Genomic DNA, 20,113 nt, shown 5'->3' on the forward strand with positions numbered 1-20,113 from the left:
CAATACTAGAATATGAATGTAAAAACACTTTTTTATGCGGTAGCCTTCTTGAGTTTGTCGTGGGCGTCTTTCACCTATGCGCAAGATGTCCTGCCGGAATATACGCAAGCACGCCGTTTCGCCCCGTCGAATGCGGAACAGTTACTTTTCTCTTATACCCTTACCCCCAATTATTTTAATAATAGTGACAAATTCTGGTACGAGTATAAGACGAGTGAGGGGACAAACTGGTATCTGGTGGACCCCGATTCGAGAAATAAACGATTATTATTCGATCGGGATGAGTTGGCGGCACAGATAAGCGAGATCGTGAGAGAGCCTTTTACCGGACAACAACTTCCTATCGAAGATTTACGCTTAAAGGAAGATGATCGCACGTTTACTTTCTCGATAAAGGGTACGAACGGGAACTATTTTTTCTCGTATGATTATCCGTCCTCCCGGTTGACTCGGATTACGAAAAACGAGATTCCTGCTAAAATCCGTTGGGCGAATATATCGCCGGATAAAAAGCGGGTCGTCTTCGCGAAAGATTTGAACCTGTATGTCATGAGTTATGAGGATTATGAGAAGGCCGTGAAGAATCCGGAGGATAAGACGATATCCGAGATCGCCTTGACTACGGATGGCGAAAAAGATTTTGGCTTTGGTATGCCCCGGACCTTCTTGAATACCGATACTTTATGTGACCATAAGCGGAAATATGTAATGGGGAACTGGTCTCCCGATGGTCGTTATTTCGCTGCGACTTTGTCGGATCAACGTGCGGTACAAGATTTATGGGTGATTAACTCGATCGCCAAACCTCGTCCTACACTTGAGACCTATAAATATCAGATGCCGGGAGAGGCGGGTTCTCCAATCGTTCATTTATATCTCTTTGATTTGGAAAATACCGGGAAGCGGAAAGAAATCCGGGTGGATTGTTTTAAAGATCAAACAATCAATCTAGCCTCCAAGCCGGATAAGGAGCGTATGGGACTCACTCGGAACTCGATCTGGTTGGGAGATAACCAGACCTTCTATTTGACCCGTGTCAGCCGGGATATGAAACGGGTGGATATCTGTTCGTATACGATCGGGGAGGATTCGGTAAAAGCGATCATTGAGGAACGTCTAAATACCTCTATGGAAACCCGCCCGCTAGCGATGACCGATAATGGTAAGGAATTGATCCATTGGAGCGAACGGGATGGTTGGGCGCATCTGTATCTATATGATGCGCAAGGAAATTTGAAAAACCGTATCACCAAAGGACCTTGGCATGTGGACGCCATCGTAGACGTGGACAGTAAGAATCGTGTCGTTTACTTCAAGGCGAATGCCCGGGAAAAGGGAGATACGACTCCTTATTACGAGCATTTGTACCGGGTGAATCTGGATGGTTCGGGCTTAAAGTTGATTACTCCGGGCGATTATTTCCACCTGGTCTCTATGGATAAATCCATGCGATATATCGTGGATAACTATTCCCGTGTCAATACGATCCCGGCTACGGCATTGTATGATAACCAAGGTAACCGGTTGATGACCTTGGAGGAGAGTGACTTCTCTCAATTACTCATGGCAGGTTATAAATTCCCTGAGCCTTTTTCGGTAAAGGCGGCCGACGGGGTGACCGATTTGTATGGTATCATGTATAAGCCTTTTGATTTTGATTCCACGAAAGTATATCCGGTCATTAACTATGTATACCCCGGACCGCAACAGGAGGGAACTTTCTTTCGCTACATCCCGATGAATCCTCGTACGGATCGTTTGGCGCAAGCCGGATTTGTCGTGGTTTGCATGGGACACAGGGGAGGGCATCCCAGTCGCTCCAAGTGGTATCATAATTATGGATATGGAAATTTGCGTGATTATCCGATGGCGGATCATAAAGTAGCTATCGAGCAGTTGTGCGCTCGATATAAATTCATGGATATCAACCGGGTCGGCATACACGGACACTCCGGTGGCGGTTTCATGTCTACAGCGGCTATGCTGCTTTATCCGGATTTCTTTAAGGTGGCGGTATCTTGTGCCGGCAATCATGACAATAACATTTATAACCGGTGGTGGGGAGAGAAACATCATGGGGTAAAGGAGATCACGGATGATATGGGAAATATCTCGTTCGATATTCGCATCCCGACCAATCAGGAATTGGCGAGGAACTTGAAAGGCCATCTGTTATTGATCCATGGCGATATCGATAATAATGTGCATCCGGCGAATACCATTGTTGTCGTGGACGAGTTGATCAAGGCAGGCAAACGCTTTGATATATTGATCGTACCGGGAAAACGCCATCATTTTGATGACTATAATGAATATTATTATTGGCGGATGGTCGATTACTTCTCTGAGTATTTGAGAGGCGAACGGGAAACAGGTGCGGATATAAAAGATTTGAAACTGGGCAATTGGTTTCAGGGGTATCAGTGATGAGAAGTAGTATATGTGAGAGAGATTGTTTATTTTTGTCTCGCAAAAAAATAAATAGGATGAAACCTCTTGATATAATAAAGAAATATTATCCGGAAAGTTCGGATGCCTACCGGATTTTGGTGACTCATAGCCGCAGCGTGGCGGATAAGGCATTAGCATTGGCCCGTTTGCATCCGGAGATGAATCTGGATCTGACTTTTATTGAGGAAGCGGCGATGTTGCATGACATAGGGATCTTTTTGTGTAACGCTCCAGATATCGATTGCCATGGGGAGGCCGATTATATCTGTCATGGCTATCTGGGAGCCGATTTAATGCGGAAAGAGGGGTATCCTCGCCACGCCTTAGTTTGCGAGAGGCATACGGGAACGGGGCTTTCGCTTGCCATGATCGAGGAGCGGAACCTGCCTGTTCCACATCGGGATATGCGTCCCGTGTCATTGGAAGAACAATTGATCTGTTTCGCTGATAAATTCTTTAGCAAGACTAAATTGACGAAAGAGAAACCGGCTGATAAGATAAAACAGAGCTTATCCAAGTATGGAAATGAGACAGTTGAGCAGTTTGAACACTGGTGTAAACTCTTTTTAGGGGAATAAAAGCATAAGGGCTCGTTTATTTATTATACATTTGCACGCTGTAACACACTGCAAAGAACGAAGTAATGTTTTTGATATATAGAGTCCTAATCATTCTATTCGTTTTCCTCTTGGGAGGCTTGGGCGTGCAGGCGCAGGAGATTGTCGCTCCTGCCGATAGCTTGGCGCAGACTGATTCTCTCTTGGTGGCTCCTACGGATAGTACAACGTTAGCGGGAGATTCGATTCCAGAAAAGCAGACCGGGCTAGATGCTCCGGTCAGTTATCAAGCGACCGATTCTATCGTGATGACGGCTGGCAACTGGGCATATCTTTACGGGGAAGGCGATGTCAAATACCAGAATATCGAGCTGCAGTCCGAATTGATTGAGATGAATATGGATAGTAGCATCGTGTTCGCTAAGTTTGGACTCGACTCTATCGGGCAGGAGTTTGGCTATCCGTTGTTTAAGGAGGGCGATCAGCAGTATGAGTCGAAGACGATGCGGTATAATTTTGGTACCAAGAAAGGATATATCACGGACGTGATTACCCAGCAGGGCGAAGGGTATGTTACCGCCGGGCGAACGAAAAAGATGGAAGGGGATATCTTGAACATGGTGGGTGGTAAGTATACGACCTGCGACGAGCATGAGCATCCTCACTTTTACATCCAGATGACGAAAGCGAAGGTGCGCCCGAAAAAGAATATCGTAACGGGTCCGGTCTATCTGGTCTTGGAGGACGTGCCGTTGTATCCGATCGGGTTACCTTTCTGTTTCTTCCCGTTCTCGAGTACATATTCATCCGGTATTATTATGCCGACTTTCGGAGACGAGTCTACCAGAGGTTTCTTCTTGCGTGACGGTGGATATTATTTCGCCTTGAGCGATTATATGGACTTGGCTTTGTTGGGAGAGATTTATACCAAGGGATCTTGGGGATTGTCGGCCAAGTCGGCTTACCGCAAACGTTATAAATTCTCGGGCAGTTTTAATGCTTCTTATTTGGTGACGAAATTGGGAGATAAGGGCTTGCCAGACTATAATTTATCCAAGGACTTCAAGGTTAACTGGACGCATACGCAAGACCCTAAGGCGAATCCTTATCTGTCTTTCTCGGCGAGCGTAAACTTCTCGACCTCTTCGTATGACCGTAATAATCAGAACAGTTTATACCCGAATGCGAATGGATATGCCGATGTGAACCAGAATACGAAGAGTTCATCCATCAACGTAACGAAACGTTTCCCGAATAACCCGTTCACGATCTCCGGTACGATGAGTATAAACCAGACGACCCGTGATTCTTCTATCGCCGTGACCTTGCCTAGCATGACGGTTACGATGAGTCGTATCTTCCCTTTCAAGCGGAAACATCCGGTCGGGAAGGAGCGTTGGTACGAGAAGATCTCCATGAGTTATTCCGGTACGTTTAGTAATAGTATAACGACAAAAGAAAACTTATTATTCAAATCGAATTTGATCAAAGATTGGCAGAATGCTATGCAGCACTCGATTCCGGTAAGCGCTACATTCTCCGTGCTCAAGTACTTGAATATTTCTCCCTCTTTCAATTATAAGGAACGTTGGTACACCAGCAAGATCGAACAGGAATATGATACGCAGAAACAGGCTTTGGTAGCCCGCGACACTACGTATGGTTTTTATCGTATTTACGATTTTAACGCTTCTATCTCTGCGTCTACTACCTTGTATGGTTTTTATAAACCGTTGCCATTCTTGGGTAATAAGGTTGAGATGATCCGTCACCGCTTCGAGCCGTCTATTACGGTAAGCGCCCAGCCGGACTTCGCTTCTTCTCGTTTTGGTTTTTATGAGACTTATGTATATCAAGACGCGAATGGTGAGGATCGTGAATATACGTATTCTCCGTTCGCTCATAATATGTATGGCGTTCCGGGAACGGGAAAACAAGGAAATATCAGTTTTGACGTAAATAACAATATCGAGATGAAGGTGCGTTCGGATAAGGACTCTACTGGATTCAAGAAAATTAGTCTGATCGATAAGCTGTCGTTAGGCATGAGTTATAATATGGCGGCGGATTCATTTAAGTGGAGTGACTTGAGTGTCGGTTTACGTTTGAAATTATCCAAGAGTTATACGTTGAACTTGAATGGTCAGTTCGATACCTATACGTACGATGAGAATGGGCATCGTGTCGATATTCCCCGTTGGAAAGCAGGCAAGGGTATTGGCCGTTTGAGAGGGACTAGCACCAGTTTTTCTTATACATTTAATAATGATACGTTCAAGAAGTTGTTTGGAGGAGGTGATAGCTCATCGGATAAATCCGGGAATCAATCGGCTTCCACGGATCCGAATGCAGATCCGGATGGATTGAACCCGGATGGAGAAGGAGAGGGCGAGAATAAGGAAAGTGGTGGCCGTCTGTTGGGCAAAAAGAAAGAGACCGGTGAGACAGATGCCGATGGCTATTTAATTTCCAAGATTCCTTGGAGCCTCTCGTTTAGTTATGGTTTGAGCTTGCGGTATGGTGATTTTAATCGTTCTAAACTGGAGTATGATTACGCCTTGACTCACTCTTTGAGCTTTAACGGAAATATCCAGCCGACAAAGAACTGGCGTTTTAACTTTAACGCTACTTATGATTTTGACGCTAAGAAGATTTCTTATATGACTTGTAACGTAACTCGTAACTTGCACTGTTGGCAAATGACGGCTAGTTTCGTTCCGGTCGGTCCTTATAAATCCTATACATTCAGTATCGCTGTAAGCTCTGCTTTATTGAAAGATTTGAAGTATGATAAGAGAAGTAATTATAGGGATGGACAGCAGTGGTATTAATAATTGAAAATTGAGAATTGAGAATTGAAAATTAAAGTTACACAATCCAATAATTCTCAATTCTCAATTTTTAATTCTCGCCCCATTTGATGGGGGTTTGCCCAGTTGCGATTAAATAATCATTGGCTTTGCTGAAATGCTTGTTTCCGAAGAATCCCCGGTAAGCGGAAAGTGGGGACGGATGAGCTGATTTAAGAACCAGATTACGGGATGAATCGATGAAAGCACCTTTCCTTTGTGCGTAGGAACCCCATAATATGTAAACGATATGGCTTCTTTCAGCCGCCAGACGATGAATAACAGCATCAGTAAAGGTCTCCCAACCTCTATTTTGATGGGAACCGGCTTGATGCGCTCGTACTGTGAGAGTGGCATTTAGCAATAATACGCCTTGATCTGCCCAACGAATCAAATTGCCAGTTGTTGGAACCGGATGCCCTAGATCATCTTGTATTTCTTTGAATATATTGATGAGGGAAGGGGGGAAAGGTACCCCATCCTGCACGGAGAAACAAAGTCCGTGCGCCTGTCCCGGCTCGTGATAAGGATCTTGGCCGAGGATAACGACCTTCACTTTATCGAACGGGCAGTGCTCAAAAGCGTTGAACATATAAGGACCGGGAGGATAAACAGTACCTTGGCGGTATTCTTGTTTAACGAAATCGGTCAATTGCTTGAAATAATCTTTTTCAAACTCGTCGGCTAACCGTTTTTTCCAGCTTTCTTCAATCTTTACATCCATAATATAATAGTTGGCTGTTAACTAAATAAGCATCATTCCAGCCGCACGTGCTTCCTTGCGCATCTCCTCCGGCCAGATACTTGCCTGTATCTCTCCGATATGGGCCTTACGAAGATAGAACATACACAACCGGCTTTGTCCGATACCACCGCCGATACTTTGCGGAAGTTCACCGCTCAAGAGGCGTTTGTGGAAATATAGTTCCTTTTTCTCCCCGGCTTTGCAAATATCCAACTGGCGTAGCAAGGCTTCCTTATTGACGCGGATACCCATAGAGGATAGTTCCATAGAACGGTTTAGTACATCATCCCAAACCAATAAATCCCCGTTCAATCCGGTTTGTCCGTTCTCGGCGATCGTAGACCAATCATCGTAGTCCGGAGCACGTCCGTCATGCTTCTCCCCATTGCTTAGCGAGCATCCGATACCGATAATGAATACGGCCCCGTATTCCTTGGTGATAGCGTCTTCCCGCTCTTTCGGTGTAAAGGTAGGATATTTTTGTAACAAATCCTCGGAATGGATGAAATGAATCTGTTGGGGGAGCGTCGGGCGGATTTGAGGAAACATCTCGTAAACTAAATATTCGGTACGGACCATAGCGGCATATATGCGACGGACGATTTCCTTGAGGAAATCGATATTACGTTCGCTTTCGCTCATTACACGTTCCCAGTCCCATTGGTCCACGTATAAAGAGTGTAAATTACCTAGCTCCTCGTCTGAGCGGATGGCGTTCATGTCGGTGTAAATACCGTAACCTTCTTCAATGTGATAATCGGCGAGTGTCAGTCGTTTCCATTTGGCGAGTGAGTGTACGATCTCTGCTTTAGAGTCGTTTAAATCCTTGATAGGAAAAGTGACGGCTCGCTCGGTCCCGTTAAGATCATCATTGATACCCATGCCCTTAAGTACGAATAAAGGTGCGGTTACGCGCCTTAGGCGTAGCTCGGATGAGAGGTTTTGCTGGAAAAAGTCCTTGATCTTCTTGATTCCCATTTCAGTCTGGGATAAGTTAAGTAAGGCTTTATACCCTGCGGGTTTAATAAGATAGCTCATATACTTGTTGTACTTTGTGTTTGTGAAATATGTGCGGCAAAGATAATGATTAATGGCAAAATAACAAGAATGTGATCGCTTTTATTTGCAAAATGGCAGAATAAGCAGAATACTTATATGCAAAATATCAAAAATAAAATATTTCTTTCCTGTATTTGCTAAACTAAGATATTATATGTACTTTTGCGCAGTCTTTGGCTCGGTAGCTTAGTTGAATAGAGCGTCAGATTCCGGTTCTGAAGGTCGTGGGTTTGAGTCCCACCCGGGTCACAAAAAATCCTTGGTAATCAATTGATTACTGAGGATTTTTTCTTTTTATGACTCTTTGATAAGGCTCCAATTCTGTGCAGATTCTACTAATATAGCTTAGTTGTTGACCTATTGTTGACCCCTAAATTGTAGAATTAAAATGTTGACAATCAAGGCAGAAGTCCAAAGGGACAAACAGAGAAATGACGGAAGTTACAATGTGAAGATTCGTTTTACTTATGAGAGAAAGGTTAGAAGGCTGTCTTCAAGTCTGTTCGTAACAGCTAAAGATCTTACTAAGTCCTTATCCTTTAAAGATGGTACTCCCATCAAAAGGGAGATTGATGATCTGGTTCGTTATTATCAGGACAAGTGTGCTCACTTTCAAATAGAATCGAAGTGTTACACTTTAGATGAAATTATTAATTGTTTAGACGAGGAACGTGAGAGGAATAGGAGTGTAGATTTTATTCAGTTTGCTAGAGAGTGGATTGCAAATACAGAAGTTAAAGGAGTAAAGAACTACAAAAGTGCTGTGAATACCCTAATTCGTTATGTCAATAAAGAACATCTGAATGTGAATGATATTACTGTAACCTTCTTAAATGGATTCATTAAATTTTTAAATAAAGAGAGGGAGGCTAGAATCGAGGTATTACGTTGTTCTGGTAAACGAATACCTTCTAACAGATCAGCTTCTCTTTATATAAGTAGTGTTAGGCATTTGTTTAATGAGGCTAAGAGGTTTTATAATGATTATGACAGGAATATCATCCTCATACCTAATTCTCCTTTTGAAAATTTTAAAGTACCAAAGCAAGAAGTTACACGTAAGAGAGCTATTACCCCTGTTTTATTAAAGAAGATATGGGAATTGCCCTATAGGTACACGGTTAAAGGTAATGAGGCGATTTGCCGTTATAATTTAGCGAAAGATTGTTTTATGCTTTCATTTTGTTTAATAGGAATGAATTCCGTGGACTTATTTAATGCTGCTACAAGGATTGAAGATACAATAGTTTACAATAGAACGAAGACAAAGGCACGTAGAGATGATGATGCTAAGATGATGGTTGATATTCCTATAATTATTAGATCTATAGTAAATAAATATAGTGATTGTACTGGCAAACGACTATTCAATTTTTATTTAAACTATGCGGATGAATCAACTTTTAATAAAGCCATCAATTGTGGGTTGAAGGAATTGGGGAAGGAATTAGGTGTTGAAGATTTGGAATTTTATGCGGCCCGTCACTCTTGGGCTACTATAGCCCTGAATAAGGTAGGCATAGATAAATATACTGTGCATGCAGCGTTGAATCATCTTGATGAAAGCATGAAGGTTACAGATATCTACATCGAGCGTGACTTCGTAAATGAAAATAAAGCTAATTTGAAAGTGATAGAATATGTTTTGGGTTGATGGATAAGGTAAATCCCCACTTGCAGTAATGTAGGTGGGGATAACTTGTCTATCTTTGTTGTCCTAACGTTTATATTAATGGAATTAACAGAAGATAAATTAGAATACATTGCTTTCGTTGCAAGAAGAATATTGTTGATGGCAGATTGATTTACACCAGACATAAGACCGGTAAGTTAATCAAAGCTCCCTTGCAACCGCAGGCCGTGGATCTGATCGAGAAATACAGTATCAAAGACAATACTTACCTGTTCCCTATTCTATCTAATTTTCACAAGACTGAATTGCAAAGAGCGAACAGGGTACATAAGGTAATCTCCAAGGTGAACGAACGCTTGAAAGAGATTGGCAAGGCATTGGATATTCCAATTGACCTTACGACCTATGTCGCACGCCACAGTTAAGCAACCGTAATGAAAAGGGCTGGTGTGCCTACCTCAATCATTCGTGAGTTGATGGGGCATAGTTCAGAAAGCGTAACTCAAATCTATCTGGATAGCTTCGACAATGAACAGATGGACGAGGCGATGAGGAATTAGCTCTAAATTATCATGGATTAGCTTGCTTATCTCGAAATTCTTCATACATTTGCCCCAATCTTACAAACGAGGTAAGGGAAAAGGATTAAGAACAAGGAATAATCTCCTGTTCATCACATGGCCTACGTGACAGTGCAGTATCAAAAACGATACCAAGAAAGATGGCCTTCTACAAGAAGCCTAACAGCAATAATTCTACCATAGGTAGCGGCTTCTGCAACTAAGTTACCGGGATATACTTCCCGCACTTACGTTAGACATATTACTCTTGCATCTTTATACATGGATGTAATGTGTCTATTTGTAACTATAACTTAGTCGCAGGAGCTTTTTTTGTCTTCAATCCAATTGTTAAACATTCAAACTTCGATTAAATGAACAAGAAGTTTCTGTTTTCCCGGACAATTGGCATGAGCTACCTATCGGGACTTACCAGCAAGGTAAGAGTAATCCGGCTCGCAGAGTTAATAACAATATATGCGTCTGCATCCCCAATTCCGGGAGAGGTACGAAATCCGTACCGACCATATATAAGCGATTTTACTCAAGTTTCTTACCCATTAATCCCGTCTTGCCATGAGTGAACAGAATGGATTTAAAGGGTTGGAGGTTGTCGAACTGAACATTTCCAAAGGCGAATACCTGTCAGAAGCCTTAAAAAGACAAGGCTACCCCATGCTGCCGAGCAATGCCATTATTAATAAGGTAATGACAGGTACGGGAGCTACTTACATGGAATTGAACGCGAAGTTAAGTCCAAGAAACTCTATCGTGATTGAGCCGTTCAAATCTTCGGTGGAGAACAAGGTACTGACCTTTAATGAAGCTCAAGGGGTGTTCAAAGAAGTGACCGTCAAGAAACTGATCGCTTACCTCAAGAACCCCAACATCAAGTACAAAAAGATCATAACCACCCCCGAAGGGTTTCAGAGCAAAGTCTTGAAGGTGGCAAAGGACTTGGGCTTGAATATTTATAAGGAGTTCTTCTGCCTGTTCGATGAATCCGAGCACTTGACAGAAGATACAGGCTATCGTAGAAGCATATCCGCCCCAATGAAGGAGTTCTTCAAATTCGAGGGAAAGGCTGTCGTGTCTGCCACTCCGTTAAAGCCGAGCAAGTACACCTTAACACTGTTCTTGCGTCACCAATTCAAGTGGGTAGAAATTAAGCCCGACTATGACTATCGGGAGGATATGACTTTGATAACAACCCGTAGCTTTTACAGTCGGGTGAAGCAGGAAGTAAAAAGGCTGTTGGATAACGGTTCTCCCCATGTGTGCATCTTCTATAAGACAACAGAGGGAATCTGTAGCATCGTGGAATCATTGCTGCATGACGGAATAATAAAAGAGGACGACTACAAGGTCTTCTGCTCAAAGGACAGTGCCGACAAGCTAAAGAGCCGCTTCTTGGAACATAGTACGGATAAGCTGGAACTTCCTCTAAGAAGGGTGAATCTGTTTACATCGAGGTTCTTCCCGTCAATAGACATCAATCTGAAAGAACTTTGCGATGTGCTGATACTGTCGAACTACGATCATGTGAAGCACACCCTAATCAATCCGTTCACCGAAGCCATCCAGTGTCAAGGCAGATTTAGGCATGTGTTCCCCAACGGGAAGAGATATAACTCTCTTACGGTTATAGCTTCAATTCCTAACGAGCTTGAAGTTAAACCCGAAGAAGAAATATATAAAGACATCGAGGCGAGAATCAAATGTTACCGAGCCATTCAGCAGGAAGGGATAAAAGCTGATGATCCCACATATTATGATAAGGAATTAAAACGGCTACGGCTGAATGAGGTCTTAAATTCCGAGCGGAACAGATTTGACAGGTTCTCCATAGAGCAACTATTACTTGACGAGCAGGTGAAAGGATATTATCTCTCACCCAATGCACTTAGACAGGCATACGAAGATACAGGATATTTCAATGTGGACTTCCAACCCGAAGATGAAGCGGTCGGTGAAGATGACATTTACAGAATTAAAGCCGCTAAAGCGAAGGATAAATACCAGCTTATTGTATCCACATTAGAAGCGACAAAAGACAATGCCGAGGCGATACGGTTCGTCCGGGCACAATGCGTGGAGGAAGAATGGCTTATCAACGCCTTCTTCAAGTTAGGGAAGGAGGTTATCGAACAACAACAGTACGGTAAGACTGCGATCAAGAAACTATTGAAACAGACCGAGGAGGAAGAAGCCCTACAACGAAGATTCAGCCCGGAGTTTCTTCATGATATGATCAGAGAGTTCGAGTCAGAAACAGGTAACGATTTATATATTCCCGTAAAGAATGTGCTTGACAGGATTGGATACCTGTTGGACTGTTACGGAATAACCTACTCCCGATATGGAGACGGCAAGAAAGATGCAATGTGCAAGTTGTCCGAAGCTCTCATCAAGGAATATTTCGATCCGAGGCGTAGTAACCGGGAGGGTGAGGCCAAGGTCAAGTTTGTTCGGTTTAAAGAGGAGTTGTTTAAACGGAAGGACTGTGAGGAACATATAATACCTAATGTTCTCCCCGGTTGATCCCACCCCTCATTTACTCCCCCCATGCTTGCCAGAAGGAAAATCAAAATTCAGACAGGCATGGGGGTACACCATCAATCACAAATAAAATTATACTCACCAACCAACTCCCCAATCTCCAACTGAGCGAATCTGTAAAAGGTAACACTAAATAGCCCTATATGTAAAATATCCTAATGATATAACACTTATAGTCATTTAGCAAGTAGTAATGAAGTCCTAAATTGTAAACTGAGCGATCCGTTTCATTTAGGACTTCATTCACATACTTGCCAATCAATCAATAATCACTTAATTCAATTACATTATGAGTACATTACAGATCATGCCGTTTGAGGCAAGAGAGAGAAGGTTTCAGAGTTTACAATCAGCAGCGGAGGAAGCTACTTTGCTAGTGCCCAAGCACAAGAATGTCCTACACTTCATTGAGAGTAACACGCAGGAAGCAACCATCAATCACCTAAAGAACGATTGCATTGTTCCAGTCTTCAGCAAGGATAACGAGCTTACTGTTTCACACGCTGCATTCATTGAGACAGTAGGTGAAGCAGTCCAGAATTTCTTTAGCGGTGAACGGATTGAACAACCAGACATTCGTGTGTCCCATATTATTAAAGGTAGAGTACCATCTGCCATTCATAAGCGAGCAAGCCAATTACAGGATAGTGATCGTACGATCTACTACGAGCGTTGCGCATTCGCTTATGAAGTTCCATCCATTCAGTAGATCGTTGAAGGGAATAAGCTCAATCTTACTGTTACAGGTGTGCGGGCCTTCAACAGAGAGAACCTATATTCACGTAAGACAGTGGAAAGGTTCAGCATTGGAATTGGATTCAAGAACCTTGTTTGCTGTAACCTCTGTCTGTTCACAGACGGATTGAAGAACGATATTAGGGTTAGTGATACGACCCAGCTATTCAAAGAAGCGTTAGAGTTGTTCCAGCAGTACAACCCAAGTCGCCACCTTCAACTCATGCGTGAATTTGGTAATCATTCACTTACACAGCACCAATTCGCACAGATATTGGGTAAAATGCGATTATATCAAAGTCTACCTTCTATCAACCAGCGTAAACTTCCACCCATGTTAATGACGGATAGTCAGATTAACCAAGTGGCAAGGGCTTATGTGAATGATGAAAATTTCTACGGATATGGCAGGGAATTATCGATGTGGCGGTTCTACAACTTACTTACAGGAAGTAACAAATCAAGCTATATTGATACTTATTTGGACAGAGCGTTAAACGCTACTGATATTGCACAAGGCATAACATCAGCACTGCAAGGTGATGATGCTTATAGATGGTTTATTGATTGAGAGAGGAAGGGGCATCTATTTACTTAGGTGTCCTTCCTTTTGTCTAATAATTAACTAATTAAACTTGCAAGTACGTAAATAAGTACATATATTTGCAGTAAATAAAAGGAGGACTTATGAGAACAGCTAATTATACTGATTTAAGAGCAAATCTTAAAGGTTATATTGACTCTGTAATTGATGATTGTGAAACTGTAATCGTCAACCGTGGTAAGGGAAGCGGAGTAGTGATGATTTCCCTTGATGAATACAATTCATTAAAGGAGACAGAATATATCATGTCGTCACCTGACACAATGGGCGCTATTCGTAAAGGAGAGGAAGATATTAAGAATGGTAATGCCATCGCCCAGAATGAAGGAGAAAGCATTGATGATTTCTTAAATCGGGTAGCATGTACAGAATAATATTGTCAGACCAAGCACGTAAGGATTATCAATACTTCTTACGAAGTGGCAATACAGCTATCATAGATAAAATTAAAGCTTTATTGAATGATATAGCTGAACACCCTTATGCTGGGATTGGAAAACCTGAACCTCTTAAATATGAGTTGGCAGGTAAATGGTCAAGACGGATTAATTCAGAGCACCGTCTCATTTACTCTGTACATGACGATATGATAGAGGTCTCCATCTTCTCAATGAGACACCATTACTCCAAGAAGTAGTACCACTACATACAATTTACTAATTGAAAGGGCATCTATTAAGTTAGGTGTCCTTTCTTTATATCTACTAACTATTTAAAGATTACATCTTATGAATACCAAAGACATTGATAATGCGATTAATCACATTATATCATTACAGGAAAAGCTATCCACCTGTGAGAACAATCTCCAATACATCAAGCGGTTGCAAGCATTGAAATACTGGCTGCATAAGTTTGACAGTTTATTGGATAGAACCAGCAGACTAAATGGTGAATATGCAGCGATACATGAAAGTTACTTCCATGCCTGTGCTGGATTTTCATTCTATGACAGGGTTTATCATTCCATCTTATCATACCAATATGGAGATAGACCGTTCTAATTCAGTTGGGCATCCTCATTTGGGTGTCCAACTTACATAAGCTGAACGAACATTCAGCGTTTGTAACCCACTATTAATAAATGTAAATTATGAAGACATACATAGCATATTTAAGGCAATCCACCATGAAGCAACAGCTATCAGGTTTAGGTGTGGAAGCCCAAAGAGAAATCATACATAACCATGTAAAGAATAAACCCATACTTGCTGAATACATTGAAACGGAGAGCGGCAAGAAGTCTAACAGACCTCAACTTCTCGCAGCTTTGGCAATGTGCAGGAAGACTAACTCTGTTCTGATTGTCGCTAAACTGGATAGGTTGTCAAGGAACGTAGCATTTACATCTAAACTTCTGGAATCAGATGTTGAGATTGTCTTCTGTGACTTTCCACAAGCTAATAGGCTAATTCTACATATTATATCATCCATCGCAGAATACGAAGCGGGGTTAATTAGTCAGAGAACCAAGTAATCATTACAGGCTAAGAAAGCAAGAGGAATCAAGTTAGGAAAGTCTGATAACTTGATGAACAAGTTTGAGCAAGCTATCTACAATAGCTCCCGTACCAATAAGGCTAAAGCTGAAAACAATCCCAATAATATGAGGGCAATCGCATTGCTACGGTCACTGTCAATGCAGGGTAAGTCACTCTCTGAAATGACTGACTTGTTGAATGAGCAAGGCTTCGTAACATCTAAGGGCTGCCAATTCCAGATAACCCAAGTTAAGAGGTTACTTGTCAGAGTAGGGTTAATATCGTGAAATCACTTTGAAAGGTAGGACAAATCCAGAGCAAGGTTAGCTTTATATACCCCAATCTAAGTTTGTCCTACCCTAAATTTCAAACGGAGAAGTAAGCATCTACACCTTATATATATGGTACATCTAAAATATTAAGTTGAGAAGCATCTAAAATCAATTCTTCACAGTTTGGCATTTCAGCCCTATACTATATAGTCAATTACACCAATTCCAAGAATCCATATACATCTAAAGTCTTAAAACTTATGTCGAAGATAGCCCATTGTAAATCACCAACAATATGTTGACATGATGATGAAAATTCAAGGCGGGTATGGAAGTTGAGAATTTGACTCTTATATGGGGAGAGTAAGATTTCATACCTGTCCCAGATATATGACTTTAGGCTTATCTCTGATTTTTAATGAACAATAGTTCTTGCCAATTCAAACGATTTAGTAACTTTGCATTGTAATCCTTCACTCCTAAAGCGTTAGGTCACTGAACGGAGGACATTATAAGTTAACAGAGCGTACTGAAATTAACCCATTGTGAAACTGGACATTTCTATGATTGGAGTTAATGAGCAAGAGCGCTCACGTCAATGTTATATACCTATCTCATAAGGTAGTCTATATATCGTTTGGCGTGGGCTATTGTTTATTATCCAATCAGGGCAGTCCAGAACTCTTAGAAATAAGAGTGCCTCACAATGGTAATATTCAATAGTTTCCACGCCTTCTTTGTGTTTAATAGCTTACTGAAGGGAACAGGTAAGTAACTTTAAATTTAACCTTATGGGGTTGTTCACACTAGTAGACAGGATTTCCTTACTCCGTGATTGTAGAGCCATTATGAAGCTGATGGTGAAATTGCAAAGGTGTCCTAAGCCAGACAAGGCGGAACTGTGTCTTGAAGTAGAAAGAAGGTTACAGACCTTATCAAGTAAAGGGGCTAAGATGCCAGATGCGGCATTTACTATTATCATACCTATTCAAGGCAGGGATAATAACCTATTTTCTTTCATGCAAGTGGTGAAGGAAGAACTATATTCATTCAAGAATTAACAATTAGTCAAAGTTAAACAGACGTGGCAACAATTAAATGTTGTAGTTCCTCACGTTCTTACATTTAATAGCTTACCAGAGGGAATAGGTGAGCATGATTTTAATATCTAAAAAGAAATATTATGTTTGAATACTACTACATTACAATCGTAAAAGAGAACGCGAAGCTAGCTATTAAGATGAAGATTTTGACATATCAAGGAGAAAGATATGTAGAGACCTCACGTTTAAGACCTAATTTACCCAACATCAACCAAGAGGCAGCTACTACAATAAGTGAATTTTATAATGACATTGATTTCCAAGTTGCAAGAATTAACTCCCAAGATTGGGCATTGGATGCTACTAGCTTTGATGATGCATTATATCATGCGATAGATAATCACATTAGAATACATAATCGTTTATTTGTTAACGACTTATTAGCATATATAGATGTTAATTTTCATATCTTAGAAGCTTGCAACGCCTTTAATGAAGAGCAATTAAGAAACATATACTCTATTAGAAAAAATAAAGCTACAAATAAATACTTAAAATACATAATACATACGATTGATAAATAATAAATGTTCAAAACACCTTATACATATCAACAATGTTTATCCACATATCTTATATGGATAGCATCCTGCATAGATAAAGAACAGAAGGATTACTATCAAGAGTGTACAAGTTTTGAAATTTGGTACGATAGGCATAGGGGAAATAGAATTCAGATAATCTTCTTTAAGAACCATGAAGATTATCTTTATATACTGGAACATTCAACATTTGCATGGAGAGTTGACGTACACTATCAATTCTGTAGAATATATCGTTATCCTTTAGGATGTACGAGAGAACAAATTATTGATATAATAATTAAAGCGATTATCAATATTTACAAGAACGGAGATATCCCTAAAACAATATAAATTAATTAATAATATACAATGAATAATTTAGATTTATTCTGGAATTGGTTCAATGCAGACTGTGAAGACATGGGCATTCAATATACCCAGACGGAGCAACAGGCCAATAATAATATCTTGATAAAGATAGTACCTACAACAATGTCAAGTGGTTTATATCAGCTCAATCTATTTCTTAAAAGTGATAGAGTTCCATTTGCAGTTAAATGCTATGGGCGTCACGAGTACATTGAATCTTTACTAAATACAACATCTACATTTAGACGATATTATGGAATTCCTATACTTTCTATCACGGTAGATTCCGATGAATATCCAAGAGAACTAACTATTACTTTTTAGACTGGTGAATTAACGACAGTTGAAATTAAGTAAATTATAGATACATATAATTAAAATTTAAAAGAATGAGAACATTTAGAATTTTAGCAGCCCTTATGATGGCTGTTGTGTGTGTGGGTCTATCATCTTGTAGCAAGGATGATGATGAGAAAATTGGTTCAACGGATAATATAGTTGGAGTTTGGACTATCACTTCTGATGAAGGATGGGAACTTCATGAGGGTGAAAAAGATGAATGGAAAGATGAAGATTCAGACCACTTTCTTAAGTTTTATAAAGATGGTACTGGAACTCATGCGGATGACCAAGAGTTTAATCCGTTCACATGGTACATAGACAATAATATTTTGACTCTCAATCCTACAACATCATATTATGATGAAGAGGTTTGGACTATAAAATCATTAAATGCTAATACATTAGTACTTGAAATGTCTGGTACAGACTTCTACAACAAACTGACTTGTAAAAAGAAATAAAGTTTAGACATTACAAAGAAGGCTGCATTGATTACTCTTTGCAGCCTTTCTTAATTAATCTCACACAAACATCTTAGGTTGAGAGCTAATCAGATATACTAATTGACTAACTGATTAATTACTACAAATTTAGTCAATTCAAAGTAGTCCACCAAACTAAATATCATACGATATTAAGCTAAATCAGACTGTCTGACAGAGGATTAGATTGAAGACATAGAATTGAACCAACCGGTGTGAAGTGGGCTGTTAATGGCTAAATGGCATGAGGTGCAGAATTACTAAATATTAGTTCATATATGGGATGAATGGATTTCATACCTCTTTAAAGAATTGTGTTTGAGAGAACTCTTATGCAGTTTCTTATACTCTCTCTTCACTATTACAGTAATACAGACCAAAGATTAATACACTATGCAAGATTTCACAACCAGACTTGAAGATACTTCTTACGAATTAATGCTATTTACATATGACACGATCTGAATTACCTAACAATTCACTCAAGACAGATTCTCTAACCCCTAATGCTCCGTTTCATTATGTCGTAGCTGGAAGCCAAGGTATTATGTTAGCAGCAGCTACAATGCTACTCCTATATATCATTATAGTTGTGGTAGGATTGATATGTGGTTTGGGATGGGGAAGTTTACTCTTGCCAATTCTTGTTTACCATCTACTATTAGGTATCGCTGTGGCTGCGTTATGGACTTATAATAAGCTCATTTCATAGTGTGTGAATTAGAGTATCCTACATATTAATCTCTACTTGTACAGTCTAATTTACATTGGTTGATTTCGTTATGAGTGGAATATTTAGTAAATTTGCATCATAGTTCAATGTTGACCTATAGTTGACCTCTGAACTTATATAGAGATAATTAAAGTGTTGATAACAAGGTAGCTTAGTGAATGGAGCGTCAGATTCCGGTTCTGAAGGTCGTGGGTTTGAGTCCCACCCGGGTCACGAAGGAAAGGAAGTCTCTTTGATTGAAAAATCAAGGGGGCTTTTTTAGTTTAGCCCCGATTATAAACGGATATTTACTGAACTAACCCTAACTTGATTTTGTTTTATAATCAAAAAGACAGAATGATAAGATTAAAAACAGAAGAGTATGTCAGTAATTTACAAATTTCTTTTTCCAATGAAGCCGGATGGAACGGCTATTTCATTACTATTGTTGGCGCTTCGTTTGCTTTTCGGTGGATTACTATTATCTCATGGGATGCAAAAGTGGACAAATTTCGATAGTATGTCGGCCTCATTTCCTGATCCGTTAGGTGTAGGGCATTCAATATCTTTGGGCCTTGCGATATTTGGGGAGCTTGCTTGTTCCATCGGTTTTATATTCGGGGCCCTTTATCGGCTTGCGATGATCCCCATGATTTTTACCATGGGAATGGCTTTTTTCGTCATCCATGGGAATGACCCATTTTCTTTGAAAGAGTTAGCATTCATTTATTTGGTGGTTTTTATCCTGATGTATATAACGGGACCCGGAAAATTCTCGTTAGATCGTCTGATAGCTGTTCCTCTGTCTCGAAAGCAGAAGTAAGCGTGAATGTGCGGTTGAGGATAAATAAAAAAGTCTGTTAATCATTAGATTAACAGACTCTATTTTCTGTGGGCGTTGACGGATTCGAACCGCCGACCCTCTGCTTGTAAGGCAGATGCTCTGAACCAGCTGAGCTAAACGCCCGAAGTTCTTTCGGTATAATAATAAATTAAAAGTGGGCGTTGACGGATTCGAACCGCCGACCCTCTGCTTGTAAGGCAGATGCTCTGAACCAGCTGAGCTAAACGCCCGA

Annotated in this window: 13 protein-coding genes, 3 tRNA genes and 3 pseudogenes; 15 read left to right on the top strand and 4 right to left on the bottom strand. The window is 40.6% G+C overall.

Going from position 1 to position 20,113, the window contains the following annotated elements:
• Positions 1-12 precede the first annotated feature (12 nt).
• The 3 genes from ACESPU_RS15060 (at position 13) to ACESPU_RS15070 (ending at position 5,839) form a co-directional block, all read left to right on the top strand.
• Complete coding sequence (locus ACESPU_RS15060) at positions 13-2,427, top strand: DPP IV N-terminal domain-containing protein (protein ID WP_373133482.1); 2,415 nt, start codon at positions 13-15, stop codon at positions 2,425-2,427.
• Between the two features lie 59 nt (positions 2,428-2,486).
• Positions 2,487-3,029, top strand: coding sequence for an HDIG domain-containing metalloprotein (locus tag ACESPU_RS15065; RefSeq protein WP_005867908.1), 543 nt, complete (start codon positions 2,487-2,489; stop codon positions 3,027-3,029).
• A 65-nt stretch (positions 3,030-3,094) separates the two neighbouring features.
• Positions 3,095-5,839, top strand: coding sequence for a putative LPS assembly protein LptD (locus ACESPU_RS15070; RefSeq protein WP_005867909.1), 2,745 nt, complete (start codon positions 3,095-3,097; stop codon positions 5,837-5,839).
• Positions 5,840-5,909: 70 nt separating this feature from the next.
• On the opposite strand, the gene ACESPU_RS15075 is transcribed toward ACESPU_RS15070, so the two are convergent.
• Positions 5,910-6,581 (bottom strand): uracil-DNA glycosylase, encoded by a 672-nt coding sequence (locus ACESPU_RS15075; RefSeq protein ID WP_005867913.1) that lies wholly within the window; start codon positions 6,579-6,581, stop codon positions 5,910-5,912.
• A gap of 21 nt (positions 6,582-6,602) precedes the next feature.
• Entirely contained in the window at positions 6,603-7,640 is a 1,038-nt protein-coding gene (gene asnA, locus ACESPU_RS15080; RefSeq protein ID WP_022193225.1) for an aspartate--ammonia ligase, read from the bottom strand.
• A gap of 196 nt (positions 7,641-7,836) precedes the next feature.
• Between asnA and ACESPU_RS15085 the strand changes: the two genes are divergently transcribed.
• The 12 genes and pseudogenes from ACESPU_RS15085 to ACESPU_RS15140 all read left to right on the top strand — a co-directional run bounded on the left by ACESPU_RS15085 (position 7,837) and on the right by ACESPU_RS15140 (position 19,860).
• Positions 7,837-7,910, top strand: a tRNA-Arg gene (locus ACESPU_RS15085).
• 139 nt (positions 7,911-8,049) lie between these two features.
• Positions 8,050-9,315 carry a site-specific integrase gene (locus ACESPU_RS15090; protein WP_057326583.1) on the top strand — a complete coding sequence of 422 codons (1,266 nt, stop codon included), beginning with the start codon at positions 8,050-8,052 and terminating at the stop codon, positions 9,313-9,315.
• Positions 9,316-9,443: 128 nt separating this feature from the next.
• Positions 9,444-9,854: pseudogene (locus ACESPU_RS15095) on the top strand (tyrosine-type recombinase/integrase); the annotation flags it as partial.
• Between the two features lie 576 nt (positions 9,855-10,430).
• A complete protein-coding gene (locus tag ACESPU_RS15100) occupies positions 10,431-12,395 on the top strand; it encodes a hypothetical protein (RefSeq protein WP_057326584.1) in 1,965 nt (654 codons plus the stop codon).
• A gap of 307 nt (positions 12,396-12,702) precedes the next feature.
• A pseudogene (locus tag ACESPU_RS15105) lies at positions 12,703-13,719 on the top strand (DUF3871 family protein).
• 116 nt (positions 13,720-13,835) lie between these two features.
• The gene (locus ACESPU_RS15110; protein WP_048928142.1) at positions 13,836-14,126 is read left to right on the top strand and encodes a type II toxin-antitoxin system Phd/YefM family antitoxin; all 291 of its coding nucleotides are present in this window, start codon (positions 13,836-13,838) and stop codon (positions 14,124-14,126) included.
• Positions 14,114-14,389 (top strand): Txe/YoeB family addiction module toxin, encoded by a 276-nt coding sequence (locus ACESPU_RS15115; protein ID WP_057329359.1) that lies wholly within the window; start codon positions 14,114-14,116, stop codon positions 14,387-14,389. The genes ACESPU_RS15110 and ACESPU_RS15115 overlap by 13 nt, the downstream gene beginning before the upstream one ends.
• A 91-nt stretch (positions 14,390-14,480) precedes the next feature.
• Complete coding sequence (locus tag ACESPU_RS15120) at positions 14,481-14,756, top strand: hypothetical protein (protein ID WP_081024193.1); 276 nt, start codon at positions 14,481-14,483, stop codon at positions 14,754-14,756.
• A gap of 89 nt (positions 14,757-14,845) precedes the next feature.
• Positions 14,846-15,520 (top strand): annotated as a pseudogene (locus tag ACESPU_RS15125) (recombinase family protein).
• 1,168 nt (positions 15,521-16,688) lie between these two features.
• Complete coding sequence (locus tag ACESPU_RS15130; protein WP_122144012.1) at positions 16,689-17,132, top strand: hypothetical protein; 444 nt, start codon at positions 16,689-16,691, stop codon at positions 17,130-17,132.
• 758 nt (positions 17,133-17,890) lie between these two features.
• Positions 17,891-18,304: a lipocalin family protein gene (locus ACESPU_RS15135; RefSeq protein WP_122144009.1), complete on the top strand. Its 414-nt coding sequence runs from the start codon at positions 17,891-17,893 to the stop codon at positions 18,302-18,304.
• A 1,115-nt stretch (positions 18,305-19,419) separates the two neighbouring features.
• Positions 19,420-19,860 carry a DoxX family protein gene (locus ACESPU_RS15140; RefSeq protein ID WP_005867918.1) on the top strand — a complete coding sequence of 147 codons (441 nt, stop codon included), beginning with the start codon at positions 19,420-19,422 and terminating at the stop codon, positions 19,858-19,860.
• 69 nt (positions 19,861-19,929) lie between these two features.
• Here the strand turns inward: ACESPU_RS15140 and ACESPU_RS15145 are convergent.
• Positions 19,930-20,004 (bottom strand) — tRNA-Val (locus tag ACESPU_RS15145).
• A 32-nt stretch (positions 20,005-20,036) separates the two neighbouring features.
• Positions 20,037-20,111, bottom strand: a tRNA-Val gene (locus ACESPU_RS15150).
• Between the last annotated feature and the right edge of the window lie 2 nt (positions 20,112-20,113).

Source organism: Parabacteroides sp. 20_3, assembly GCF_964238835.1.
Lineage (GTDB): Bacteria > Bacteroidota > Bacteroidia > Bacteroidales > Tannerellaceae > Parabacteroides > Parabacteroides distasonis.

Excerpts from the sequence above, each read along its gene's own strand:
- ACESPU_RS15135 (WP_122144009.1), top strand. The coding sequence starts at position 17,891 with ATGAGAACATTTAGAATTTTAGCAGCCCTTATGATGGCTGTTGTGTGT.
- ACESPU_RS15070 (WP_005867909.1), top strand. The coding sequence starts at position 3,095 with ATGTTTTTGATATATAGAGTCCTAATCATTCTATTCGTTTTCCTCTTG.
- ACESPU_RS15100 (WP_057326584.1), top strand. The coding sequence starts at position 10,431 with ATGAGTGAACAGAATGGATTTAAAGGGTTGGAGGTTGTCGAACTGAAC.
- ACESPU_RS15110 (WP_048928142.1), top strand. The coding sequence starts at position 13,836 with ATGAGAACAGCTAATTATACTGATTTAAGAGCAAATCTTAAAGGTTAT.
- ACESPU_RS15140 (WP_005867918.1), top strand. The coding sequence starts at position 19,420 with ATGTCAGTAATTTACAAATTTCTTTTTCCAATGAAGCCGGATGGAACG.
- asnA (WP_022193225.1), bottom strand. The coding sequence starts at position 7,640 with ATGAGCTATCTTATTAAACCCGCAGGGTATAAAGCCTTACTTAACTTA.
- ACESPU_RS15090 (WP_057326583.1), top strand. The coding sequence starts at position 8,050 with ATGTTGACAATCAAGGCAGAAGTCCAAAGGGACAAACAGAGAAATGAC.
- ACESPU_RS15115 (WP_057329359.1), top strand. The coding sequence starts at position 14,114 with ATGTACAGAATAATATTGTCAGACCAAGCACGTAAGGATTATCAATAC.
- ACESPU_RS15075 (WP_005867913.1), bottom strand. The coding sequence starts at position 6,581 with ATGGATGTAAAGATTGAAGAAAGCTGGAAAAAACGGTTAGCCGACGAG.
- ACESPU_RS15120 (WP_081024193.1), top strand. The coding sequence starts at position 14,481 with ATGAATACCAAAGACATTGATAATGCGATTAATCACATTATATCATTA.
- ACESPU_RS15060 (WP_373133482.1), top strand. The coding sequence starts at position 13 with ATGAATGTAAAAACACTTTTTTATGCGGTAGCCTTCTTGAGTTTGTCG.
- ACESPU_RS15065 (WP_005867908.1), top strand. The coding sequence starts at position 2,487 with ATGAAACCTCTTGATATAATAAAGAAATATTATCCGGAAAGTTCGGAT.
- ACESPU_RS15130 (WP_122144012.1), top strand. The coding sequence starts at position 16,689 with ATGTTTGAATACTACTACATTACAATCGTAAAAGAGAACGCGAAGCTA.